This window comes from Ideonella sp., from assembly GCF_044358605.1.
Classification (GTDB): domain Bacteria; phylum Pseudomonadota; class Gammaproteobacteria; order Burkholderiales; family Burkholderiaceae_C; genus Ideonella.
The window spans coordinates 27,574-48,424 of record NZ_JBIKNQ010000032.1 but is presented as its reverse complement, the minus strand read 5'-3'; the positions used below and the strand labels follow the sequence as shown (position 1 = coordinate 48,424).

Annotated in this window: 21 protein-coding genes and 1 pseudogene; 13 read left to right on the top strand and 9 right to left on the bottom strand. The window is 64.4% G+C overall.

The window, feature by feature from the left end; all coding sequences use genetic code 11:
* Window positions 1-11: 11 nt before the first annotated feature.
* Window positions 12-254 carry a hypothetical protein gene (locus ACIQ3Q_RS12655; RefSeq protein ID WP_396269438.1) on the bottom strand — a complete coding sequence of 81 codons (243 nt, stop codon included), beginning with the start codon at window positions 252-254 and terminating at the stop codon, window positions 12-14.
* Window positions 255-502: 248 nt separating this feature from the next.
* Here ACIQ3Q_RS12655 and ACIQ3Q_RS12650 point away from each other — a divergent pair, with 248 nt between their 5' ends.
* On the top strand, window positions 503-1,795 hold the full coding sequence (locus tag ACIQ3Q_RS12650) for a hypothetical protein (RefSeq protein WP_396269437.1): 1,293 nt from the start codon (window positions 503-505) through the stop codon (window positions 1,793-1,795).
* A 52-nt stretch (window positions 1,796-1,847) separates the two neighbouring features.
* On the opposite strand, the gene ACIQ3Q_RS12645 is transcribed toward ACIQ3Q_RS12650, so the two are convergent.
* From ACIQ3Q_RS12645 to ACIQ3Q_RS12630, 4 genes are read right to left on the bottom strand one after another with little or no spacing between them, the layout of a single operon-like run.
* On the bottom strand, window positions 1,848-3,263 hold the full coding sequence (locus tag ACIQ3Q_RS12645; protein WP_396269436.1) for an ATP-binding protein: 1,416 nt from the start codon (window positions 3,261-3,263) through the stop codon (window positions 1,848-1,850).
* Entirely contained in the window at window positions 3,260-3,922 is a 663-nt protein-coding gene (locus ACIQ3Q_RS12640) for a response regulator transcription factor (protein WP_396269435.1), read from the bottom strand. Before ACIQ3Q_RS12640 ends, ACIQ3Q_RS12645 begins: the two co-directional genes overlap by 4 nt.
* Before the next feature lie 37 nt (window positions 3,923-3,959).
* Window positions 3,960-4,295, bottom strand: a complete 336-nt coding sequence (locus ACIQ3Q_RS12635; protein ID WP_396269434.1) for a PepSY domain-containing protein — start codon at window positions 4,293-4,295, stop codon at window positions 3,960-3,962.
* Between the two features lie 39 nt (window positions 4,296-4,334).
* Window positions 4,335-5,672 carry a ferric reductase-like transmembrane domain-containing protein gene (locus tag ACIQ3Q_RS12630; RefSeq protein ID WP_396269433.1) on the bottom strand — a complete coding sequence of 446 codons (1,338 nt, stop codon included), beginning with the start codon at window positions 5,670-5,672 and terminating at the stop codon, window positions 4,335-4,337.
* 143 nt (window positions 5,673-5,815) lie between these two features.
* Here ACIQ3Q_RS12630 and ACIQ3Q_RS12625 point away from each other — a divergent pair, with 143 nt between their 5' ends.
* The 9 genes and pseudogenes from ACIQ3Q_RS12625 to ACIQ3Q_RS12585 form a co-directional block, all read left to right on the top strand.
* The gene (locus tag ACIQ3Q_RS12625) at window positions 5,816-6,262 is read left to right on the top strand and encodes a DUF1924 domain-containing protein (RefSeq protein ID WP_396269432.1); all 447 of its coding nucleotides are present in this window, start codon (window positions 5,816-5,818) and stop codon (window positions 6,260-6,262) included.
* A 14-nt stretch (window positions 6,263-6,276) separates the two neighbouring features.
* Window positions 6,277-6,810 carry a diheme cytochrome c gene (locus ACIQ3Q_RS12620; RefSeq protein ID WP_396269431.1) on the top strand — a complete coding sequence of 178 codons (534 nt, stop codon included), beginning with the start codon at window positions 6,277-6,279 and terminating at the stop codon, window positions 6,808-6,810.
* Between the two features lie 2 nt (window positions 6,811-6,812).
* Entirely contained in the window at window positions 6,813-7,559 is a 747-nt protein-coding gene (locus ACIQ3Q_RS12615; protein ID WP_396269430.1) for a cytochrome b/b6 domain-containing protein, read from the top strand.
* A gap of 27 nt (window positions 7,560-7,586) precedes the next feature.
* A complete protein-coding gene (locus ACIQ3Q_RS12610) occupies window positions 7,587-7,751 on the top strand; it encodes a rubredoxin (RefSeq protein WP_396269429.1) in 165 nt (54 codons plus the stop codon).
* Window positions 7,752-7,800: 49 nt separating this feature from the next.
* Window positions 7,801-8,766 (top strand): YcjF family protein, encoded by a 966-nt coding sequence (locus ACIQ3Q_RS12605; protein ID WP_396269428.1) that lies wholly within the window; start codon window positions 7,801-7,803, stop codon window positions 8,764-8,766.
* Window positions 8,767-8,806: 40 nt separating this feature from the next.
* Complete coding sequence (locus ACIQ3Q_RS12600; protein WP_396269427.1) at window positions 8,807-9,850, top strand: serine hydrolase domain-containing protein; 1,044 nt, start codon at window positions 8,807-8,809, stop codon at window positions 9,848-9,850.
* 79 nt (window positions 9,851-9,929) lie between these two features.
* Window positions 9,930-10,457, top strand: coding sequence for an HD domain-containing protein (locus ACIQ3Q_RS12595; RefSeq protein WP_396269426.1), 528 nt, complete (start codon window positions 9,930-9,932; stop codon window positions 10,455-10,457).
* Window positions 10,458-10,888: 431 nt separating this feature from the next.
* On the top strand, window positions 10,889-12,916 hold the full coding sequence (gene fusA / locus ACIQ3Q_RS12590; RefSeq protein WP_396269425.1) for an elongation factor G: 2,028 nt from the start codon (window positions 10,889-10,891) through the stop codon (window positions 12,914-12,916).
* Window positions 12,917-12,978: 62 nt separating this feature from the next.
* Window positions 12,979-13,344 (top strand): annotated as a pseudogene (locus tag ACIQ3Q_RS12585) (AraC family transcriptional regulator N-terminal domain-containing protein); the annotation flags it as partial.
* 134 nt (window positions 13,345-13,478) lie between these two features.
* Here ACIQ3Q_RS12585 and ACIQ3Q_RS12580 read toward each other — a convergent pair.
* The 3 genes from ACIQ3Q_RS12580 to ACIQ3Q_RS12570 form a co-directional block, all read right to left on the bottom strand.
* Window positions 13,479-13,763 carry a YbhB/YbcL family Raf kinase inhibitor-like protein gene (locus ACIQ3Q_RS12580; RefSeq protein ID WP_396269447.1) on the bottom strand — a complete coding sequence of 95 codons (285 nt, stop codon included), beginning with the start codon at window positions 13,761-13,763 and terminating at the stop codon, window positions 13,479-13,481.
* Window positions 13,764-13,951: 188 nt separating this feature from the next.
* Window positions 13,952-14,230 carry a hypothetical protein gene (locus ACIQ3Q_RS12575; RefSeq protein WP_396269424.1) on the bottom strand — a complete coding sequence of 93 codons (279 nt, stop codon included), beginning with the start codon at window positions 14,228-14,230 and terminating at the stop codon, window positions 13,952-13,954.
* Between the two features lie 33 nt (window positions 14,231-14,263).
* Window positions 14,264-15,910 carry an acyl-CoA synthetase gene (locus ACIQ3Q_RS12570; protein WP_396269423.1) on the bottom strand — a complete coding sequence of 549 codons (1,647 nt, stop codon included), beginning with the start codon at window positions 15,908-15,910 and terminating at the stop codon, window positions 14,264-14,266.
* Between the two features lie 92 nt (window positions 15,911-16,002).
* Between ACIQ3Q_RS12570 and ACIQ3Q_RS12565 the strand changes: the two genes are divergently transcribed.
* A complete protein-coding gene (locus tag ACIQ3Q_RS12565; RefSeq protein ID WP_396269422.1) occupies window positions 16,003-16,212 on the top strand; it encodes a DUF3820 family protein in 210 nt (69 codons plus the stop codon).
* Between the two features lie 2 nt (window positions 16,213-16,214).
* On the opposite strand, the gene ACIQ3Q_RS12560 is transcribed toward ACIQ3Q_RS12565, so the two are convergent.
* Entirely contained in the window at window positions 16,215-18,098 is a 1,884-nt protein-coding gene (locus ACIQ3Q_RS12560; RefSeq protein WP_396269421.1) for an ABC transporter substrate-binding protein, read from the bottom strand.
* Window positions 18,099-18,406: 308 nt separating this feature from the next.
* Between ACIQ3Q_RS12560 and ACIQ3Q_RS12555 the strand changes: the two genes are divergently transcribed.
* Both ACIQ3Q_RS12555 and ACIQ3Q_RS12550 read left to right on the top strand, forming a co-directional pair.
* Window positions 18,407-19,603, top strand: coding sequence for an acetylornithine transaminase (locus ACIQ3Q_RS12555; protein ID WP_396269420.1), 1,197 nt, complete (start codon window positions 18,407-18,409; stop codon window positions 19,601-19,603).
* Window positions 19,604-19,663: 60 nt separating this feature from the next.
* Window positions 19,664-20,689, top strand: coding sequence for an LLM class flavin-dependent oxidoreductase (locus tag ACIQ3Q_RS12550; protein ID WP_396269419.1), 1,026 nt, complete (start codon window positions 19,664-19,666; stop codon window positions 20,687-20,689).
* The last annotated feature ends 162 nt before the right edge of the window (window positions 20,690-20,851 follow it).

Sequence of the window (20,851 nt, the reverse complement as noted above, 5' to 3'; positions counted from 1 at the left end):
GTGATGCGGCCTCAGAGTGACTTGATGGGGTTGGTCACGATCTGCCGCTTGGCATTGGGGCAGCAGGTGCCACCGTCGGGCTTGCAGCAGCCGTCTTGGGCCATCCTGGCGATGACGCCGCGCTCGATCAAATGACTGATCGACTCTTCATTGACCACGCGGGCGCGCTTGCTCAGCTCTTGCACCAAGTTGTCGAGGCGGTTTTGGGTGACGGTCTGCATGGCTTGCAGTTGCGAGACGATCTCGGTGTTCATGGTGGGCTCCGTTCGGGTGGGCTGCCTCCCAAGGTGGCAGGCATGCAATGCACAGTAACGGGCCTGCGGGCATTGGCTAACCCGGCGCACAGGGGGGAGTTGCTGGGCAAGCTGGGGGGGTGTTGGGCTTGTGCAGCTAGTGATCTAGGGGGGCGGACAGGTCGTGATCGGCGTACGCTGAAGTTGTGCGGCAAGAAGCGGCCAGGGCGTCTGGCGGTACGGGCCACTTGTACGAGGAGACGGGCCACATGACCTTCAAGAGCAAACTCATCAGCGTGGGCAGTCTGGGTCAATTGTTTTCCCACAGAAGCACGCGCAGCAACCCCGCTCCTCCCACCACCTCCGATGACTTGCGTCAGATCAACCGGGTGGTGGTGCCGGTGGTGGTGGGGGCCGTATTGGCGGCCTTGTGGGTGGGCTGGAAGGCCGACGCCGTTGGCCCGGTTTTGCTGTGGGTGTTTGCGTCGGTAGTGGCTGGCGGTATGGCAGGATTTTTATTCGGCATACCGAAGTCTGGGATGGCTGGCAAGGCGGAGGGCACGACCAACACCACGTCGCCCAACACCCCAGCAGCGGTGGCGGGCGCCGCAGCAATAGGCACCACAACGCCAGCCCAGGCGGGCGGCGCTTCCCCCAGCGACGCCGCCACGCGGGCGCGACCCAACACCAATCTGGAAGAGGTGTCCGACTGGTTGACCAAGATCATCGTCGGCTTGACCTTGGTGAACTTCACCGAAGTGCGCAATGAAATCACCGCCGTCTGCCACAACGCTGCAGCGGCCATGCGGCCGAATCCCACCGCAGCCGATGTCTCGGCCGCCACCGCTTTGGTGGTGGGCTTCGCGATGCTCGGCTTTCTGGCGGTGTACCTGTACATGCGCTTGTTTGTGCAAGGCGCCATTGGCCGGGCGGACGACGCCATCGCCCGCTCAGAGGCGCACTACCGTGATGCGCTGGACTACGCCAATCAGCTTGAAGAAAAGGAGCCGACCACAGCACAGTTCATGAGCGCCGATGGCTCAGACCCCGTGCCCGTAGTGCCCTCAGCCGCCAGTGTCAGCGCTGCACAAGCGGTGGCCGATGCGGCCCCTGCAGACGCTACTGTGGTGCTGCAACCGCTGCGCCAGTTGGCGGGCGAGTACGAAGCGCTGCGCGGCCGAAAGGAATACTCCAGGGAGCGCACGAATCAGATGACCGACATCGTCCGGCGCATGCGGCCCCATGCCATTGCCGCCGCACCTTACATCGGCGACTTGATCCGCAGCACGTCTACCGGCGAGCACCTTGCCGCCACCGTCATCTTGCAGATGAAGTACATGCCCGATCAGATGGAATGGCTGGCCCGCCGCTTGGTTGAAGAGCGGGCCTTCATCGGCTATCAAGCCGCCAGCGCCTTGCTGGCCCGCGTGCGCGTGGCAGGCCCGCCGGAATGCACAGCGCTGAAGGCGGCCGTGCGGCGCGCCCAGGAAGAGCGGGTCAGCAGCGGCAACGTCGAGGCATCGCTCGACAAACTGATTGAACAGATTCTGAATGCGGAGTGATAGGCCGCAGCACTGGCTCGGCTGCCAGGGCGTTTTCATCGCAGGCCGTGGGCTAGGCCACTGACACGCCCCAAGACAGACGCGCACGCAGTCCGCCCAAGGGGCTCTCGCTCAGGCTCAACTCGGCACCATAGAGCTCGGCCAACTCACTGACGATGGCCAGCCCCAGGCCGGAGCCTGGTGTGTGCTCATCCAGACGCTGCCCGCGCTGGCACATCAGGGCGCGTTGGGCAGCGGGGATGCCGGGGCCGTCGTCGTCGATGGTGACGGCTCCTGCCGCGTCCACTTGGATGCGCACCTGGCTGCGGGCCCACTTGCAGGCGTTGTCGATCAGGTTGCCGAGCATGTCGTGCAGGTCTTGTTGCTCAATCGGCGCATGCAGGTTCGGGTTGGCGCTCTCTATGCTGATGTGCAGCGAGCGCTGGGCGTGGACCTTGCTCATCACCCGCTGCAGGCCTTGCAGTGTGGGCAGCAGAGCACAGCTTGGCCGCTGCATGCTGGCGGCGCTGGCCGCAGAGCGGGCGCGGCGCAGATGCCAGTCGATGTGCTGTTGGGCCTTGTCGACCTGCTCTCGGATCTGCTGGCCCACCTGCTGCATGGCAGGGGCTTGCGCTGGCTGCGTGGCGCCCTCGGCCGTGTGGCGCAGCACCGCCAGCGGGGTTTTGAGCGCGTGGGCCAGGTTACCGGCTTGGGTGCGGGCGCGGGTCAGTCCCTCTTCTTGGCGTTGCAGTGCGCGGTTGAAGCCGTCGGCCAGTGGCTGTATCTCGGCCGGAAAGCGGCCACGCAGCCGAGCCTCTTGGCCGCTGTCCAGCGCCAAGACCGCCTGCTTGAGTGCGCGCAGGGGTGCCAGCCCCACCCACACTTGGGCGGCGGCGGCCAAGGCCAGCAGGCCCATCAACACGGCCAGGGTGCCTGCCAGCACACGGGCAAAGCGGCGGGCGGCGTCTTGGGCTTCGCTGGCGTCGGCCGCCACCACCAGGGTCCAGGCGCTGCTGTGGGGCGCGGGGGGGCGGACGGTGCGCTCAATCGCCAGCAGTGGCCGCCCCGAGGGGCCTGCAATCTCGTGCAGGTGGGTATCGCCGTCGGCCACCACATCGGCGGGCAAGGTCAGCACTTCATCCCACAGCGAGCGCGAGCGCAGCACACCGGCAGCCGCCGCCGGCTTGGTCGTGGGGGCATAGACATCGACCTGCCAGTAACGGCCCGACAAGGGCTTGAGCCAGCGCGGGTCACTCAACTGGCTGGGGTCTATCACGGGCTGGCCGCTGGCATTGAACTCCAGGCGGGCGGTGAGTTGTTCGAGTTGCACAGCCAGATCCGCTTGAAACTGGCGCTGCACGTGGGCGCTGAACAATTGGTAGAGCGTCAAGCCTGTCAGCGCCAAGGCCAGGGCAATGCCTGCCAGGGTGACAAGCAGCAGGCGCCATTGCAGAGAGCCGCGCAAGCCCGCCAGCCAGCGCTGGATCATGCCGGGGCCACCAAGCGGTAGCCCAGGCCGCGCACGGTCTCTATCAGGTCGGGCGGCAGCTTCTTGCGCAGGCGGCCCACAAACACCTCAATGGTGTTGGAGTCTCGGTCGCAGTCTTGGGCGTAGATGTGCTCGGTCAGCTCGGTGCGCGAAACCACCGCATCGGGGTGATGCATGAGATAGGCCAAGACCTTGAACTCATGGCTGGTCAGGCTGATGGCTTGGCCGTGCACGGTAACTCGGCTGCTGCGGGTGTCTAGCTCGATGGGGCCACAGGTGAGCAGTGGCGATGACAAACCACTGGCGCGGCGGATCAGGCCACGCAGGCGTGCCAGCAGCTCTTCGGTGTGGAAGGGCTTGGTCAGGTAGTCGTCGGCGCCAGCGTCTATGCCGGCTACCTTCTCGTGCCAGTTGTCGCGGGCGGTGAGGATCAGCACCGGCATATGGCGCCCCGCAGCACGCCAGCGCTTCAGCACCGTCAGCCCGTCTATTTGTGGCAAGCCCAGGTCAAGCACCACGGCGTCAAAGGGTTCGGCGTCGCCCAGCGCCCAGGCGTCTCGGCCATTCACACTCACATCCACGCTGTAGCCCGCTTGCTGCAAGACCATGTCGAGCTGGCGGTTCAGGGTGGGTTCGTCTTCGACCAGCAAAATCCTCATGGTTCGTCCTTGGGGTGGGGCAGGGCTTGCGCAGGGTTCAAGATTTGCGGCGCGGCTTGGCGTGCAGCAGCACGCCGGTCTTGGCGTCGAGCTTGAGCTTGACGATCAGGCCGCCTGTCTCCAGTTGCTTGATCTCATACACCCACAGCCCTTCTTCTTTCTCCAGCTCGACCTCCAGAACTTGGCCCCCAGGGCGCTGCTTCTCCAGGTGCTGAAGCACTTGCTTCAAGGGCAGCACCTCGCCCCGCGCCACCGCGCGGCGGGCTTGCTCGTGGTCGTCGTCGCTGCTGGCCAAGGCGCCACCAGCGGCCAGCAAGCAAGCGCACAGCAGGCCTTGCTGAAGCAGGCGCAACGGCCGGGCAAATGGGCTCATCACAGCTCCTTTCAGGGGCTCAGCATACCGTGGCGCGCCTCAGCGCAGCTCAAACGCTTCTTGATGAAAGCGCAAGCGCCAGCCCAGCTTTTGGCGCAGCGCGCTGCGCACCTGCTGCCCCAGGCCTGCCGGGCCGCAGAACCAGACTTCTGTGCGCTGGCGGGCCTGTGCCGATTCAGCCACCAGGTGCTGCGCGCTGGTCTGCGGCGCAGCCTGGCTGTCATGCACATGCAAGCGCACACTGGGTACGGCTGCACAGCCCGCTTGCAGTTGCTGTGCAAAGGGGTCTTGCGGAGCATTGCGGGTGAAGTAATGCAGGTCAGCGTCGGGCGTGCTTTGGCCCTGAGCTGCAGTGCGGGCCAGGCTGTCTAGCCAGGCGAGAAAGGGTGTCACGCCCACGCCACCCGCGACCCAAATCTGCCGCGCCTTCTGGCGCTGACGGCCCAGCTCAAAGCGGCCATAGGGCCCTTCGATGGCGACGGGTTGGCCCACTTGGGTGTGCTGGCCGAGGTGCCTCGTGAAGTCGCCCAAGGCCTTGATCTGGAAGGTGACCAAGCCGTCGCCATGGTCGGCACTGGCGATGGTGAAGGGGTGTGCGCCCTCAACCCAATCGAGTGTCAAAAACGCAAACTGCCCGGGCTGGTGGCCCCGCCAGCCGCCCGGGAGGCGGCAGACCAACTCCGTCACCCCCGGCATCGGCGTGGCCACGCTGACGATGGTGGCCGCATACCGCCGGCTGCGGCCGACTTGGCCCGTCAGGGTCCAGGCCGCGGCCAGAGAGCCCAGTGTCAGCAGCCCGGCCAGCAGCAGGCCCACGGGTTCAGCCCAGTAATGGGGTGGGGCCAGCACGGCGGCATGCAGGGCCAACACCAAGTACAGCACCGGCATGGCGCGGTGCAGGTGGCGCCACAGGTGGTAGGGGAAGCGCTTCCAAAGCGTCAGGGCCAGCATGGCCAGGGCGACATAGAGAGCGCCTTCGCCCAAGTCTTCGCCCAGCTCTTGCAGTGCGCCAAGCCAGCCGTCGTACTCCGACTCGGCGGGGCGGCCAGCGCGGCCATACACGGCCTTGACGAGGTCATCCGCCATCTCCAGCAACCAGTGCAGCGCGGCGAACAGCACGGCTGCGATGCCCGCCCATTTGTGCAGCCGGTACATGCGGTCAACCCCACCCAGGGGGCGCTCCAGCCAAGGGGCACGTACCGCCAACACCATGGTCAGCGACATCAGTGCGATGGACAGCAAGCCGCTCAAGTAGAAGGACTGGGTGTAGACGGCCCAGGGCAGAGAGTCCGTGCCCGCGCCATGCGCCCAGAGCGCGCTGCTCCAGGCCCAGGCCATGAGGGCGATGAAAGCAACAAGGGGGGTGAGCGCGGACATAGGGTGACCAAATGGCTAGGGTGATCACCATTCTGGGTGTCCGAAGGTGAACGTGGGATGAACGCCGGCTTCAGCAACGGTTCAAGCCTGGGCCGCGAGACTGGCCGCCATTGCTTCCCGCCTCCACTCTTCAAGGAACCACCATGACGCTTCCCCAGTTTGTCTCGCGCTTGGCCCCTGGCCCCCGCCGCAGGCATACCTTCTCTGCCTTGGCCGCCTGTGCGGCGCTGCTGTGCCTGGGTGCTGCTGCACAGGCCGCAGACACCAGCCCCGCCGGGCAGCTCCAGCGCTGGACGGCGGAAGCCGCCGTGCCGGCCTCCGCAGAGCGGGGCAAGGCCTTCTTCAGCAAGCGCTTTGGTGGGGAGTGGAGCTGCGCCTCTTGCCACAACGCGCCGCCCACCACTGAGGGCAAGCACCCCAACACCGGCAAGGTCATCCCGCCGCTGGCGCCGAGCTTCAACCCCAAGGCCTTTACCGAGGAGGCCAAGGTGGACAAATGGATTCGCCGCAACTGCAAAGACGTGCTGAGCCGTGAGTGCAGCGCGGGCGAGAAGGCGGATGTGCTGGCTTACTTGATCACCCTGAAGTGAAAGGCGCAGACACCATGACCACCCTTCAACGATGGGCGCATACCGCCGCCATGGCCCTTGGCATGTGGGCTGCAGCGGTGCCCCTGGCCGCGCTGGCGGACAGCAAGAACCTGCAGCCCCGCAATGAGCTGAAGATCTACAAGGAGGAATGCGGCTCTTGCCACCTGGCCTATCCACCGGGCTTGCTGCCAGCCGCTTCTTGGAAACGCATGATGGGCTCGCTGAACGTCCACTATGGCACCGATGCCTCCCTGGATGCCGCCACCGTGCAGCAGATCAGCACGTGGCTCCAAAGCAATGCCGGCAGCTACAAAAGAGTCAGCGCCCAAGACAAACCGCCCGAAGACCGCATCACCCGCAGCGCCTGGTTTGAACGCAAGCACAGCGACATCAACACGCCCAAGGTGTGGCAGCACGCGTCGGTGAAGAGTGCAGCCAACTGCGCGGCTTGCCACACCACGGCTGACAAGGGCAACTTCAGCGAGAAGAGCTTGCAGTTCCCCAAGGGTTTGGATGCCCGCTTCCGCCCCGCTTTTCAGGACGACTGATCATGAGCCAATCCACCACGCCCTTTGCTGGCCCCCTGGCGGACGCCGCTCCACAGGCCCCAGTGGCGCTACCCCGCGCCCCCACGCGGCGGGTGATTGATGCGCCGACGCGCATGTTCCACTGGCTGTTTGCGCTGAGCTTTCTGGGAGCCCATCTCACGGCTGAGGGGGAACGCTGGCGCATGCTGCATGTGACCCTGGGCTACACCATGGCGGGGCTGCTGGTGTTTCGCCTGGTTTACGGCTTGGTCGGCCCGCGCCCGGTGCGGCTATCGGCCCTCTGGGCCAAGCTCAGCGGCGGTGCCGAGTGGCTGCGCAGCGCGGGGCGTGCCCCTGCGCTGGCCAGCGTGAACTGGCGCCAAGGGCAAAACTTGATGATGGCGCTGGCTGTGGTGCTCATGCTGGTGGCGGTGCTGCCGGTCACCTTGACGGGCTATGCCAGCTTCAACGAGTGGGGCCCTGCGCCGCTGGCCGAGAGGCATGCCGCCGCAGGCGATGCCCTGCTCTACGTGGTGCTGGCCCACCTGGCCGCCTTGCTAGGCCTGAGCTTGTGGCGCCGCAAAAATCTCTCGGGGCCTATGCTCACCGGTCGCACCGAAGGCCGTGGCCCCGACCTCGTCAAAGAGAACCAGGGGCGCTTGGCTGCGCTATTGCTGCTGGTGGTGGGCGCTTATGTGGCCTGGGAGTGGCATCAGTCGCCTCAAGGCCTGATCGACTGGGCCAGCCTGCGGGCGGCCTGGGGCCGGTGATGGTAAAACCTTGAACAAGGAAACACGATGAAAGCATGGTTGTGTGTGGTGTGTGGCTTTATCTACGACGAAGCGGAAGGGCGGCCAGAAGACGGCATTGCGCCGGGCACGCCCTGGGCGCAAGTGCCCGAAGATTGGAAGTGCCCCGACTGCAACGTGGCCAAGAGCCAATTCGAGATGGTGGAACTCTGAGGCCAACACGGAGTCTCAGCACCGTCTCCTACCCTCTGAAAGCTAAGACATGAATTCGCAAGACCAAAAATCGCTACTCGCCATCGCCCTGCACGCCGCCTTCGCGGATGGGGCCAAGCATGACCGAGAGCGCGAAGAAATTCGCCGCATCGCCGAGTCTTTGGGGTCTGAGGCCTCGTCGCCGGACCTCCGCTCGCTCTATCAAGACGTGCTGCTCAAGCGCTTCACGCTGGAGCAGGCGGTGGCCGGCTTGGGCGACGAGGGCCTGCGCCACTATGCCTATGAGGTGGCGCTGTGCGTGTGCGAGGCCGACGGCCAGATCACCGATGTCGAGCGCAGCTTTTTGCAGCAGCTCAAGGCCCGCTTGGGGCTGGGGGAGGCGCAAGCGCAAGCCATTCAGCGCGAGGTAGAGCCCTTCATTCCGGTGGCGAGCGCTGCTGTGCCTGCGGCCGTCGTCGCTGCGGCTCCACTGCCCGCCAGCGCTGCGCCGGTGCGCGCCAACGATGCTGAGTTGGACCGCTCCATCCTCAACTATGCGATCCTCAACGGCGCGCTGGAGTTGCTGCCGCAGTCTTGGGCGTCGATGGCCATCGTGCCTTTGCAGATCAAGATGGTCTACAGCATTGGGCAGGCCCACGGCGTCGCGCTGGACCAGGGCCACATCAAAGAGTTCATCGCTGCGGCGGGGGTGGGCATCACCTCGCAGTACGTGGAGCAGATGGGCCGCAAGCTGCTGGGCGGCTTGCTGGGCAAGGTGGCCGGCAAGACCATGGGGAGCATCGGCGGCGCCGCCACCGGCATGGCCTTTTCCTTTGCAACCACCTACGCGCTGGGCCAAGTAGCCAAGCGCTACTACGCAGGCGGCCGGGTCATGAGCACCGATCTGCTGCGCGAGACCTTCCAAAGCCTGCTGGGGCCGGCCAAGCAATTGCAGTCTCAGTACCTGCCCCAGATCCAGAGCAAGGCCTCCTCGCTGGACGCCAGCCAAGTCATGTCCATGATCCGAGGCCGTTGAGCGTAAAGGCTGCCGTGCATCAGGAAAGAGAAGAAGCTTGATGTCTGAGTTTGTTGAACAGGCGCTGCGGGGTTTAGCCGCGCAAGCTGACGAGCTGTGCCGTGCCTATGGTCCTGACGGGCCAGGCTTTTGCGCCGCTTTGGTCGTCAAGGGGGAGGTGCTTGCACAGCAGGTCCATGGCCTGGCGCACTTGGAGTGGCAGCAGCCCATTGATGCCAACACGCGCTTCTACTTGGCCTCCGAAGCCAAGCCTTGGACAGCCGCATTCATCATGCGCAGCGTGGCGGCAGGCAAGATCGCTCTGGATGAGGATGTGCGTGGCCGCCTACCGGCTTTGGCCTCCTATACCCAGCCCATTTTGCTGGGCCATTTGCTGCGGCACACCAGCGGTATCGACGACTACCTCACGCTGTGGCACGCCCAGTTGGGGCGGGGTGACCACGATGTCTTGCAGCCCGAGCAAGCCTTGGAGTTGATCCGCAGGGCTCATGACGTCCGGTTTACCCCCGGCAGCCAATATGCTTACAGCAACAGCAACTATGTGCTCTTGGCCGAGCTTCTGGCGCAGTTGGAAGGTTGCAGCCTGGCCGAGTTGGCCGCGCAGCTTTGCTTCAAGCCCTGGCGCATGCCCAGCACTAGTTTTGAGCGGGATCCTTGGCGGGTGATGCCCCGCCGCGCCCGCAGCTACGAACCCGATCCCTTGCACCCCGGCGCCTGGCTGGATGCACCCGTGCCTTTGGCCACCTGGGGTGACGGCGGCTTATGGTCGACCTTGGCCGATTTGACCCAGGCCGAACGCCAGTGGCAGCAAGACCCGCAAGTCCCTGCCCATGAGCTCTTGCTGGCGCGCTGCTGTGCCGAAGATCAACGCTTCGCACCGGTCGGCCAAACCTACCGCTTTGGTGTGGAGGTGCTGCACCACGCGGGCCGCGAGTTCGCCTTTCATGGTGGCTGCTATGCCTCGTTCACGTCGCTGGTTTTGCGCTGCCCCGCAGAGCAGCTATCGCTGCTGGTCTTGAGCAACCGAGAAGGGTTTGATGCGCGTGGCCCGCGTTGGCTGAACGCCCTGTGGGGTGACTGTTGAGTGACGCGGCAGGGTGGCGTGCCTGCTGAGGGGCGGTAGCCTGCGCTCCGATAATGAGGGCTTCCCAAGGAGCCCGCTCATGTCCCCTGAAGCCCAACTGCTCAACGCCCTGGCCTTTGCAGCAGCCAAGCACCGCGACCAGCGCCGCAAAGATGCCGAGGCCTCGCCCTACATCAACCACCCGATTGCGCTGGCCCAATTGTTGGCCACCACGGGCGGCGTGACGGACCCTGTGGTGCTGCAGGCGGCGGTGCTGCACGACACCGTGGAAGATACCGACACCAGCTTGGAAGAACTGACCACGCACTTTGGCCCGCAAGTAGCCGCCGTGGTGGCCGAGTTGACTGACGACAGGCGCCTGCCCAAAGTTCAGCGCAAAGCCTTGCAGGTTGAGCACGCACCGCACAAGTCGGCTCAAGCCGCTCTGGTCAAGTTGGCCGACAAGACCTGCAATCTGCGGGACATCATCGCCTCGCCCCCTGCCGATTGGCCGCTGCAGCGTCGCCGCGATTACTTCGATTGGGCCTTGCAGGTGGTGCAAGGCCTGCCGGCGGTGAGCCCCGTGCTGCGCGCCGCCTTTGATGCGGCGTATGCGCAGCGGCCTTGAGTTGTAGGGCGAACACACCAATGCATGCAGCAAGACTTGATCTCGCGTTCAGGCCTGTTGCACAATCTCGCCTTCTGCGGCAAATGCCGTCCTTCAAATCTGATTTCCACCATGACTTCCCAAGTGTTCATTGCCAACGACATGCGTGATCTCGCGATCACCGCTTTGATGCAATAGCCTTTCGAATCATGGTTCGGAAGGCTGTGGGCCTTCCGGAAGCAACCCCGGTCGGTTCACTCCACCGGGGTTTTTTGTTTTCTGGAGTTTTCCATGCGCACCTACGACAAGTTGATCGCCACGATTTGGTCCGCCAAAGCACGTGCTGGCTTGCGCGTGTGCTTTGGCTCGTCTCTGCAAGCGCGGCGCTAGCCTATTGAAGCGGATCTCGCTCGAAGGCTGGCCCATCAGCCTTCCAATTCAGAGAGATCCGTATGAACTCGAAACTTCTTCATTCCCGTCGCAACATCGGCATCATTGCCCACGTCGACGCAGGCAAAACCACCACCACTGAACGTGTACTGTTCTACACGGGCGAGAGCCATCGCGTGGGTGAGGTGCATGACGGCACCACCACCATGGACTTCGACCCGCAAGAGCGCAAGCGCGGCATCACCATCAACAGCGCGGCGACGACCGTGTTCTGGCAGGGTGTACAGATCAATCTGATCGACACCCCAGGGCACATTGACTTCAACATCGAAGTCAATCGTTCACTGCGCGTGCTCGATGGTGCCGTCGTCGTGTTTGATGGCGTGGCCGGGGTGGAGCCGCAAACCGAGACCAATTGGCGCTTGGCCGACAAGTACCAAGTACCCAGGGTGTGCTTCATCAACAAGCTGGACAGGGTGGGGGCCGACTTTGCCCGCGTCAGCCAAATGATTGAACAGCGCCTGGGTGCCAAGCTGGCGGTGCTGCAGTGGCCGATTGGGCAAGAGGCGGGCTTTACGGGCGTGGTCGACTTGTTGAACATGCAAGCCTTGCTGTGGCACGGCGAGAAGGCGGGCGAGCCTTATGTGATGGCGCCCATCCCTTCCGACTTGATGAGTGTGGCTACAGCTCAACGCGCCCGCTTGGTGGAAGCCGTGGTCGAGCACGACGAACAAGCGCTTGAAGCCTATGTACGCGGTGAGCCCATCAGCGTGGAGACCTTGCAGGCCTGCATCCGACGCGGTACTTTGCAAGGCGCTCTGGTGCCGGTCTTGGCAGGGTCCGCCTTCAAGAACAAGGGGGTGGAGCCCTTGTTGGACGCCGTCGTGGCCTACCTTCCCTCACCGGAAGATCGGCACATGCAGGAGGCTGGGCCCGCTGCTGAAAAGCCCTTGTCGGCGCTGGCCTTCAAGCTGGTGGCTGACGAGCATGGGGCCATGGTCTTCGTGCGTGTCTACACCGGCAGGCTGAGGCTGGGTGATGTGGTTCTGAATGCCAGCACAGGCAAGAAGGAACGCATTGCCCGGCTGTATGAGGTGCATGCCGACCAGCGCATAGAGCGTACCGAGTTGGTGGCTGGCGACATCGCAGCCGTGGTGGGCTTGAAGGACACGCTGACGGGACACACCTTGTGCGCGCCCGGTCATCCGGTGGAGCTTGAGCACATCGTGGTGCCTGAGCCTGTCATCGATGTGGCCATCGAGCCCAAGGCTCGCGGCGACCAGCAGACCTTGGGTCGGGCGCTGCATGTCTTGACACGCGAGGACCCCAGTCTGCGCGTGCGGCAAGACGCCGAGTCCGGGCAGGTGCTGTTGTCTGGCATGGGTGAGCTGCAGCTGGAGGTGTCGCTGGAAAAGCTGCGGGCGCGGTTTGGTGTGGAGGTCTCTGTGGGTCAACCACAAGTGGCCTATCGTGAGACGATTGCTCAGGAAGTGACGGTGCATCATGTTCACAAGAAGCAGACCGGTGGACCAGGCCAGTTTGCAGAGCTGACGCTGAAGTTGGCGCCCCTGCCTCGTGGCGAGGGTGTGCAGTTTGAAAGCCAGATCACCGGCGGCGCCATACCGCGCGAGTTCATCCCGGCCATTGAGGCCGGGGTCAGGCGTGCGGCGCAGTCGGGCGTGTGGGGCGGCTTCCCGTGCGTGGACTTCAAGGCCACGTTGCTGGATGGCAGCTTCCATGAGCGCGACTCGTCGGCCATGGCTTTTGAGCATGCAGCGGGTGCGGCTTTCCGGGACGCGGCCCAAAAAGCCGGCCCGGTGGTGTTGGAGCCCGTGATGGCCGTGGAGGTGATGACGCCTGCAGAACATCTGGGCGACTGCTTGGGTGACCTGATGCGTCGCCGTGGTCACATCCGTGACCAAGATGTACGCGGCCTTGCCACCGTCATCAGTGCGCAGGTGCCCCTGAAGGAAATGTTCGGCTACATCGGCCAACTGCGCGCCCTCAGCTCAGGCCGGGCGCAGTTTGCGATGCATTTCGATCATTACGACGTGGTGCCACCTCATCTGCAAGCAGGCCTGAGCCTGTAAGCAGGTGACCCCAGAGCCAGGCCGCAAGGTCTGGCTCTTTTTTCTGGGCTATCGTGGTGCGCATGCTTCACCACCTTACCTTGCGCGTCGCCACCCCACACCACCTGCACGAGGTGGCCACCCATCACGCGGCCTTGGTGGCGGTGGTGCAGGGCGTTAAGCAGGTGTTTGCGGGTGGGCGGGTGCAGCGCTTTGCGGCGGGCACGCTGGTCTTGATGCCTGGCGGCATGCGCTGGGAGATTGCCAACACGCCGGCCGATAACGGTTGGTATGTGGCAGAGGTGTTGGTGCTTTCACCCGAGGTGTTGAGCCGCTTTGGCCAACAGTTTTCGGCGCAGTGCGCGGCGGCCCGAGTGCCCAAGGGCGCGGTGGGGCTGACGCTGGCTGGCGACTTGGCCGATGCGTTTGAGCGGGTGACTGCCGTGGCCGCCAGTAAGGCCTCAGAGGCCTTGCGCATGCACCGAGCTTTGGAGCTATTGCTGCTGTTGGCCGAAGCGGGCTGGGCTTTTGCACCGCCGCAGGCGCAGCGCTGGGTGGACCGTGTGCAAGCGCTGGTCGCGCATCAGCCCGATTGGCCTTGGACCTTGACCGAGAGGCCCGCACCGGTGCCCGCGCCACGCGGCAGGCCGGTGGTGTTGGCGGGCATGTTGAGCACCACCCAGTGCCAAAAGCCGCTGCCTGTGGGCGCGTCTGGGTCATGCATGAGCAAGGCCAAAGATTGCGTGCCTGCAGGCACGTTCTGCCAAGTCAAAGCTGGGGACACGTTCTGGCCGGTGCAGCCAAAGCCGTTGGCCACCAAGGGCAGGCTGAACTGACCGCTGGCCAGGTCCGGGCTGCTCAGCGTCATGGGGGCGGTGCTTTGGGCCTGAGCGCTGGGGGCGACGATCAGCAAGGCCGCCAGAAGGGTCGAAGAAAACTGAGGGAAAGATGGAAAGGACATAAGGACACTCCGTGTTGGAGTGCCTATTGAATCAGACCGTTAGCGGGTGAGCTAGCCCTCAGGGCGCATTGGCTGTGCCGAAGGTGGCAACGCCCTCAAGCCTGCGTCCACACATAGTCCATCTGGTGGGCCGTGGCCTCGGCCAAGGCGGCGCCGTCCCAGCCCAGCGACTCGGCCATGCGAGCCACGCAGCACACGCTGAACAGGTCTTTGGGGTCGGTGCCGGAACCGGCCATAGGCACCGGGAATGAGAAGCACTTGCGGGCCACACGAGAGGCCGTGGTGAACACTTCAAAAGGCCCGGCGAAGTCCAGGGCCTCCATGTTGTCAAAGGCCAGCAAGGCCACACTGAAATGAGCGGAAGATGAGGTCATGGCGATGCGCTTGGTGGGCGGTTGCGGAACAACTTAGACATCAATGGCCGAGGCCGACCCGGCTTGCTTGCGCAGCTCGAACTTTTGGATCTTGCCGGTCGAGGTTTTGGGCAGCTCCCCAAAGACCACGGCTTTGGGCACTTTGAAGCCCGCGAGGTGCTGTTTGCAGTGGGCGATCACGGCCTCAGCGCTGAGCTGTGAGCCGGGCTTTAACTCCACAAAAGCGCAGGGCGTTTCGCCCCACTTCGGGTCGGGCTTGGCCACCACGGCGGCGGCCAGCACATCGGGGTGGCGGTAGAGCACGTCTTCAACCTCGATGGAGGAGACGTTCTCGCCGCCCGAGATGATGATGTCTTTGCTGCGGTCCTTGATCTTGATGTAGCCATCCGGATACTGCACGGCCAAGTCGCCCGTGTGGTACCAGCCACCGGCAAAGGCCTCGGCGGTGGCGGCGGGGTTTTTGAGGTAGCCCTTCATCACGATATTGCCGCGGAACATGATCTCGCCCATGGTCTCACCATCCCAGGGCACGGGCTGCAGGGTGGTGGGGTCGAGCACCGCAGCGCCGCGCTGTAGGTGATAGCGCACACCTTGGCGGGCGTTCAAGCGGGCGCGCTCGCCGATGTCCAATTGCTCCCACTCGCCATGCTTGGCACAGGCCGTGGCGGGGCCGTAAACCTCGGTCAGGCCGTAGACATGGGTGAGGTCAAAGCCCAGGGCTTCCATGCCTTCAATCAACGAGGCTGGTGGTGCGGCGCCTGCCACCATGGCCTTGACCCCGTGCGGCAGCTTGGCCTTGAGCTCAGCCGGTGCGTTGACCAGCAAGCTGTGCACGATGGGTGCGCCGCAATAGTGGGTGACACCATGCTCGGCCATGGCTTGTGCCATCGCGGCGGCTTCGACCTTGCGCAGGCAGACATTCACGGCTGCGCGCGCCGCCAGCGTCCAGGGGAAGCACCAGCCGTTGCAATGGAACATGGGCAGCGTCCACAAATAGACCGCATGCTTGGGCAGGTCCCACTCCAAGATATTGGAGGTGGCATTGGTGGCCGCACCTCTGTGGTGATAGACCACGCCCTTGGGGTTGCCGGTGGTGCCGCTGGTGTAGTTCAGGGCAATGGCATCCCATTCGTCGGCCGGCAAGGCCCAGTCGAATTCGGGGTCACCTTGGGCCAAGAAGGCCTCGTAGGTGGTGCTGCCCACGCGCTGGGCCTCGCCGGTGTACAGCGCATCTTCAGCGTCAATCACCAACAGAGCGTGGTTGCTCTTACGCAGGGTCAGCGCCTTGTGCAGCGTGGCCGCAAACTCCACATCCACGATCACTGCTTTGGCCTCGCCATGGTCCAGCATGAAGGCAATGGTCTCGGCATCCAGCCGGGTGTTGAGTGCGTTCAACACCGCACCGGCCATCGGAATGCCAAAGTGCGCTTCCACCATGGGCGGCGTGTTGGGCAACATCACGGCCACGGTGTCGCCCTCACCGATGCCCGCTTGGCTCAAGGCGCTGGCTAAGCGACGGCAGCGGGCGTAGGTTTCGCCCCAGCTTTGCCGCAGCGCGCCGTGAATGATGGCGGTGCGCTGCGGATAGACCTCGGCCGTGCGCTCGATGAACAGCAGCGGCGTGATGGGCGCGTGGTTGGCAGGGTTGCGGTCCAGGTGCTGTTGGTAGATGGAGGGCATGGGAGGGGCTTTCTATCGCTGGGGGCAGGGTGTCTCCACATCATAGTGGCGCCTTGCCGCTACCATCGTCACCCTTGGCTCACACCTGCTCCATGAACCCCGAAGATCTGCAGAAGCTTGTCACCACCCCCATGCCTTTTGGCAAGCACAAGGGCGTGTTGCTGGCCGACCTGCCGGGCAACTACCTGAACTGGTTTGCACGCGAGGGCTTTCCCAAGAGCGAGATCGGCCGCTTGCTGGCGCTGATGCAGGAGATCGACCACAACGGCTTGAGCGATTTGCTCAAGCCGCTGCGGCGATAGGACTATTGCGCGCTAGGCTCGACTGACACAAAGCGCCAATAATCGCGCATGAAGGGATGCGGGCGAAAGCCCTGCACCCGCTGCTGCATCAACCAGGTGTTGACGTCATGCCCGCTGGCTTTGTAGGGCATGTAGGCCAGGCTCAGCTTCACTGCTTGGTCGATCACCGCTTGGCGCTCGGGGCCGTCGGGCAGCACGCGTTGCTGCTCGTTGAGCGTGTTGAAGGCTGGCAGGTCAAAGCGCGCGTAGTTGCTTTGGCCCTTGTTGGGGCCGTACATCAGGTCCAAGAAGTAGCTGCCATCGGGGATGGCGGCGCTCCAGCCGGTGGTCCACATCATCAGCTTGCCCGCCCGTGCGGCCTTGATGTTCTCTTGCCAAGCGCCCATGCGAAAGCTCATCTTCACGCCAATGGCATCCATAGAGCTCTTCCAGTGCCCTTGCCATTGGCGGGATAACTGGGTGGGCTCGGTGTGCAACTCAAGCTGCAAGGGCTGGCCGTCGGGCTGGTCGCGCCAGCCGTCGCCGTCCTTGTCCACATAGCCGGCCAAGTCCAGCAGGGCTTTGGCGCGCTGTGGGTCGTAATCACTCATCTCCGACTTTAAGTTCGGGTCATAGCCGCTGACCTGGGGCGGGATCACGCTCTGCGCTGGCTTCATCTGGCCACGCCGCATCAGGGCGCGTTCGCGCGGTGAGTTGTAGGCCAGGGCCAGGGCACGGCGCAGCGCCACCTTGTCGGGCGTGTAGCCGCCCACCACCGGGTGTTCCAAATTGAAATACACATGCCGCGTGGTGGGGGCCACCACGCGCGTCATGCGCACCCCCCGCTTGGCCAGATAGGGTGCTACCTGCCCTTGGGGTGCTGCGCTGCCCACAAATTCGTCCGGCACCCAGACCACGTCCAGCTCGCCGTTCAAGAAGGCCAACCAGCGCGGCTGCGCCTCTTCAATGATGGAGACTTCCACCCGATCCACCAGCGGCAGCTTTCGGCCCCGGAAGCGCTGCGCGATGGCCTGGCCCTCGGCATCGTCGGCGGCCGGCTGTTCATCGTGCACGCTGTGCTGATGCGCCGGGTTGCGCTCCAGCACGATGCGTGAGCCGCGCCGCCATGCCCCCAGCTTAAAGGGGCCAGTCCCGACAGGATGTTCCATCGCCGACTTGGTGTCGGGCAGGCTCTCAATGACCTCGCGGGCCAAGGCGCCACTCAAGGCCGGTGTGGCCAGCACATAAGGCAGGCGCGGCGCGGGCTTGGCCACCCGGATCTGCAAGGTGTAGCGGTCCAAGGCCCGCACGCCTTCCACTTCGGTGTCATACGGGAAGGGCGTTTTCGTGTCTAAGGCCTTTTGGCGCAGCTCGTCTAAGCCCAGCAGCCCGGCGCTTTGGTAATGGAAGAGGGTGGGGCTGCGCACGGCCGGGTCGTAGTAGCGCTTGATGCTGTAGACGTAGTCTGCAGCCACCAGCTCGCGCTTGACGGGGCGGCCCTCTTTGTCTTTGAAGGCAGGGTGCTCGCTGAAGGTGATGCCCGGCTTGATGCGAAATACAAAGCGGGTGTAGTTGTCGCTGACTTCGGGCAGGCTGACGGCGGTGTTGGGCTTGAGCCGGGCCGGCCGCGCGAGGTGGTCGTAGGTCAGCAGCGCGTCAAACAAGCTGCCCACCAAAGCGGCTGACACCACATCCGAGATCTGAGCCGGGTCAAAGCCGTTCTCTTGGCCGTGGAAGGCCACCCGAACGGTGCTGGGGGCTGCGCTCGCCTTGCTCTGAGATGGCTCGGTTGCTGCGGCGGCTGCGGCCAGGGTCAGCGTGCAGAAGGTCGTCAAAGCCCAACGCCAGCCCTTGTCAAGCGGGGCGGCAGGTCGGCCAAGGCTAAGCGAAGCGGTGTCAGGGGGCATGGGCAGTGCATTCGTCATACAGGCCCGCGCATTGTCCACATCTTGCAACGGCGCGGATGCGGGCTTACACGGTGTTGGCATAAGATGGCCCGCATGTCTTTGATCGCCTTCTCCTCCACCAGCGCTGCCCAAGCGCGAGCTGCACGAGCCGCACGAGCCCGTTGCTCGCTGCCGTGCGCTGCGCGTGAGAGAAAGCCGAAGTCGATCTAAGCCCCAGACTCCTACTTCTCCCCCCCAAGGCCACGGTTCACCCCCGTGGCCTTTTTCTTTGTCTCGCCACTTTTGAAAGGCCCATCATGACTTGCCCCATGCCCTCCACGCCCTTGAATGTCCACACCTTGATGCCCGTCACAGACCGCCCCGCGCAGGTCTTTGTGCGGGGCGAGGGCGCCTGGCTGTGGGATGCGGCGGGCAAGCGTTACCTTGATTGGCTTCAGGGCTGGGCGGTGAATGCACTGGGCCACTGCCCACCCGTCATCAGCCAGGCCTTGCAGGCGCAAAGCAGCTTGTTGCTGACGCCCAGCCCGGCGCTCTACAACTTACCCGCTTTGGAATTGGCCCAGCAGTTGTGTGGGCTGAGTGGCATGGATCAGGTCTTCTTTGGCAGCACGGGGGCGGAGGCCAATGAAGGGGCGATCAAACTGGCGCGCAAGTGGGGGCGGCTGCATCGAGCGGGGGCGCACGAGATCATTACGTTTGAGAATGGCTTTCATGGGCGCAACTTGGCCACGATGGCGGCCAGTGGCAAGCCGGGCTGGGACCAGATGTTTGCGCCGCGCATGGAAGGCTTTGCCAAGGCGCGGCTGAACGACCTGGGCAGTGTGAAGGCGCTGCTGAACGAGCGCACCGTGGCCATCATGCTAGAGCCGGTGCAGGGCGAGGCCGGAGTGCGGCCCGCCACGCCAGCCTTTTTGCAAGCCCTGCGCGCGCTGTGTGACGAGCAGGGCATGCTGCTGATCTTTGACGAGGTGCAGACCGGCTGTGGCCGCTTGGGCGAGCTGTTTGGCTTTCAGCACTTTGGGGTGCGGCCCGACATCCTGACCCTGGGCAAGGGCTTGGGCGGCGGCGTGCCCATCTCGGCCGTGCTGGCGCAGGCCCATTGCAGCGTGTTTGAGCACGGCGACCAAGGCGGCACCTATGCCGGCAACCCGCTGATGTGTGCGGTGAGCTTGGCGGTGCTGGCACAGTTGAGCCAGCCCGACTTTCTGGCCCAAGTGCGCAGCTTGGGGCAGCAACTGCGGCGCGGCTTGGAGGCGCTCTCGGCACAGCATGGTCTAGGCGAAGTGCGCGGCGCGGGCTTGCTGTGGGCGCTGGAGTTGGGCCGCAACCAGGCCCCAGCCCTGGTGAGCGCATGCCGCGAGCGGGGCCTGTTGCTCAATGCGGCCCGCCCGCATTGCCTGCGCTTCATGCCCCGGCTCAACAGCACGGCTGAAGAGATAGCGCAAGGCCTTGCCATCTTGGATGCGGCTATGACAGCCCAAGCTGCCATCGGCATGGCCGCATAGCGCCTAGGCTTGCTCTCTGCGCCATCCGCAGGGCGATTGGTTTGCAGGCATCATCGCGACATGCACACCGCTCGCCCTGTTCCCCTCTCGATGTTGGATCTGGTCGCCGTCCGTGAGGGCGGCAGCGTGGCCGATGCGCTGGCCGTGGCGCGCCGCACCGCCCAGCATGTGGAGGCCCTCGGCTTCACGCGCTATTGGCTGGCCGAACACCACAATATGGCGGGCATTGCCAGCTCCGCCACCGCCGTCTTGGTGGGCCATATTGCTGGGGCCACCCAGCGCATCCGCGTGGGCTCGGGCGGGGTGATGCTGCCCAATCACGCGCCACTGGTGGTGGCCGAGGCCTTTGGCACCTTGGCGGAGCTCTACCCCGGCCGCATCGATCTGGGCCTGGGCCGCGCCCCGGGCACCGACCGCGAAACCATGCGCGCCCTGCGCCGCGACAGGCCGGAGACCGAAGAAGACTTCCCGCGCGAGGTCCAGGCCTTGCAGCAGTTTCTCTCCCCCGCGCAGCCGGGCCAGCGCGTCGTGGCCATGCCAGGCGCGGGCACACAGGTGCCGATCTGGCTCTTGGGCTCCAGCTTGTTCTCAGCACATTTGGCAGCCGAGCGCGGCCTGCCCTATGCCTTCGCCTCGCACTTTGCGCCGCGCATGTTGACGCAGGCCTTGGAGGTCTACCGCAGCGCGTTCAAGCCCTCGGCCACGCTGACCAAGCCCTATGTGGTGATCGGGGTGCCCCTGGTGGCTGCGCCCACCGACGAGGAAGCGCAGTTTTTGGCCAGCAGCATCTACCAGCGGGTGCTGGGCATTCTGCGCGGTGACCGCCGCCTTCTAGGCCCACCGGTGCCTGACTATGTGGCGCAACTCAGCCCTGCTGAACGTGCCGGCATTGCGGACTTTCTGGGGGCAGCCGTCATCGGCAGCCCCGAGACAGTGCGCGAGGGCTTTGCTAACTTGCTGCAAGCGACGGGAGCGGACGAGCTGATGCTGGTGTGCGATGTGCATGATCCGGCCTTGCGTTTGCGCGCACTGGATATCGCAGCAGAAGCGATGCAGAAAGTGGCGGATATACCCACTGAAAATTGAGGTTAAAGAAACCTTTGTCTTGAGTGACAGCTGATTGACAGATTTCATCCGACACATGTCGGAATCCACTTGATTAGACAAGGGTTGAGAGAGTTATCTCCCCACTGAGAAGAACTTGCTCTGTACACACTTCCGTCTAGCGTTTGGCATCGCGGTTGCTCA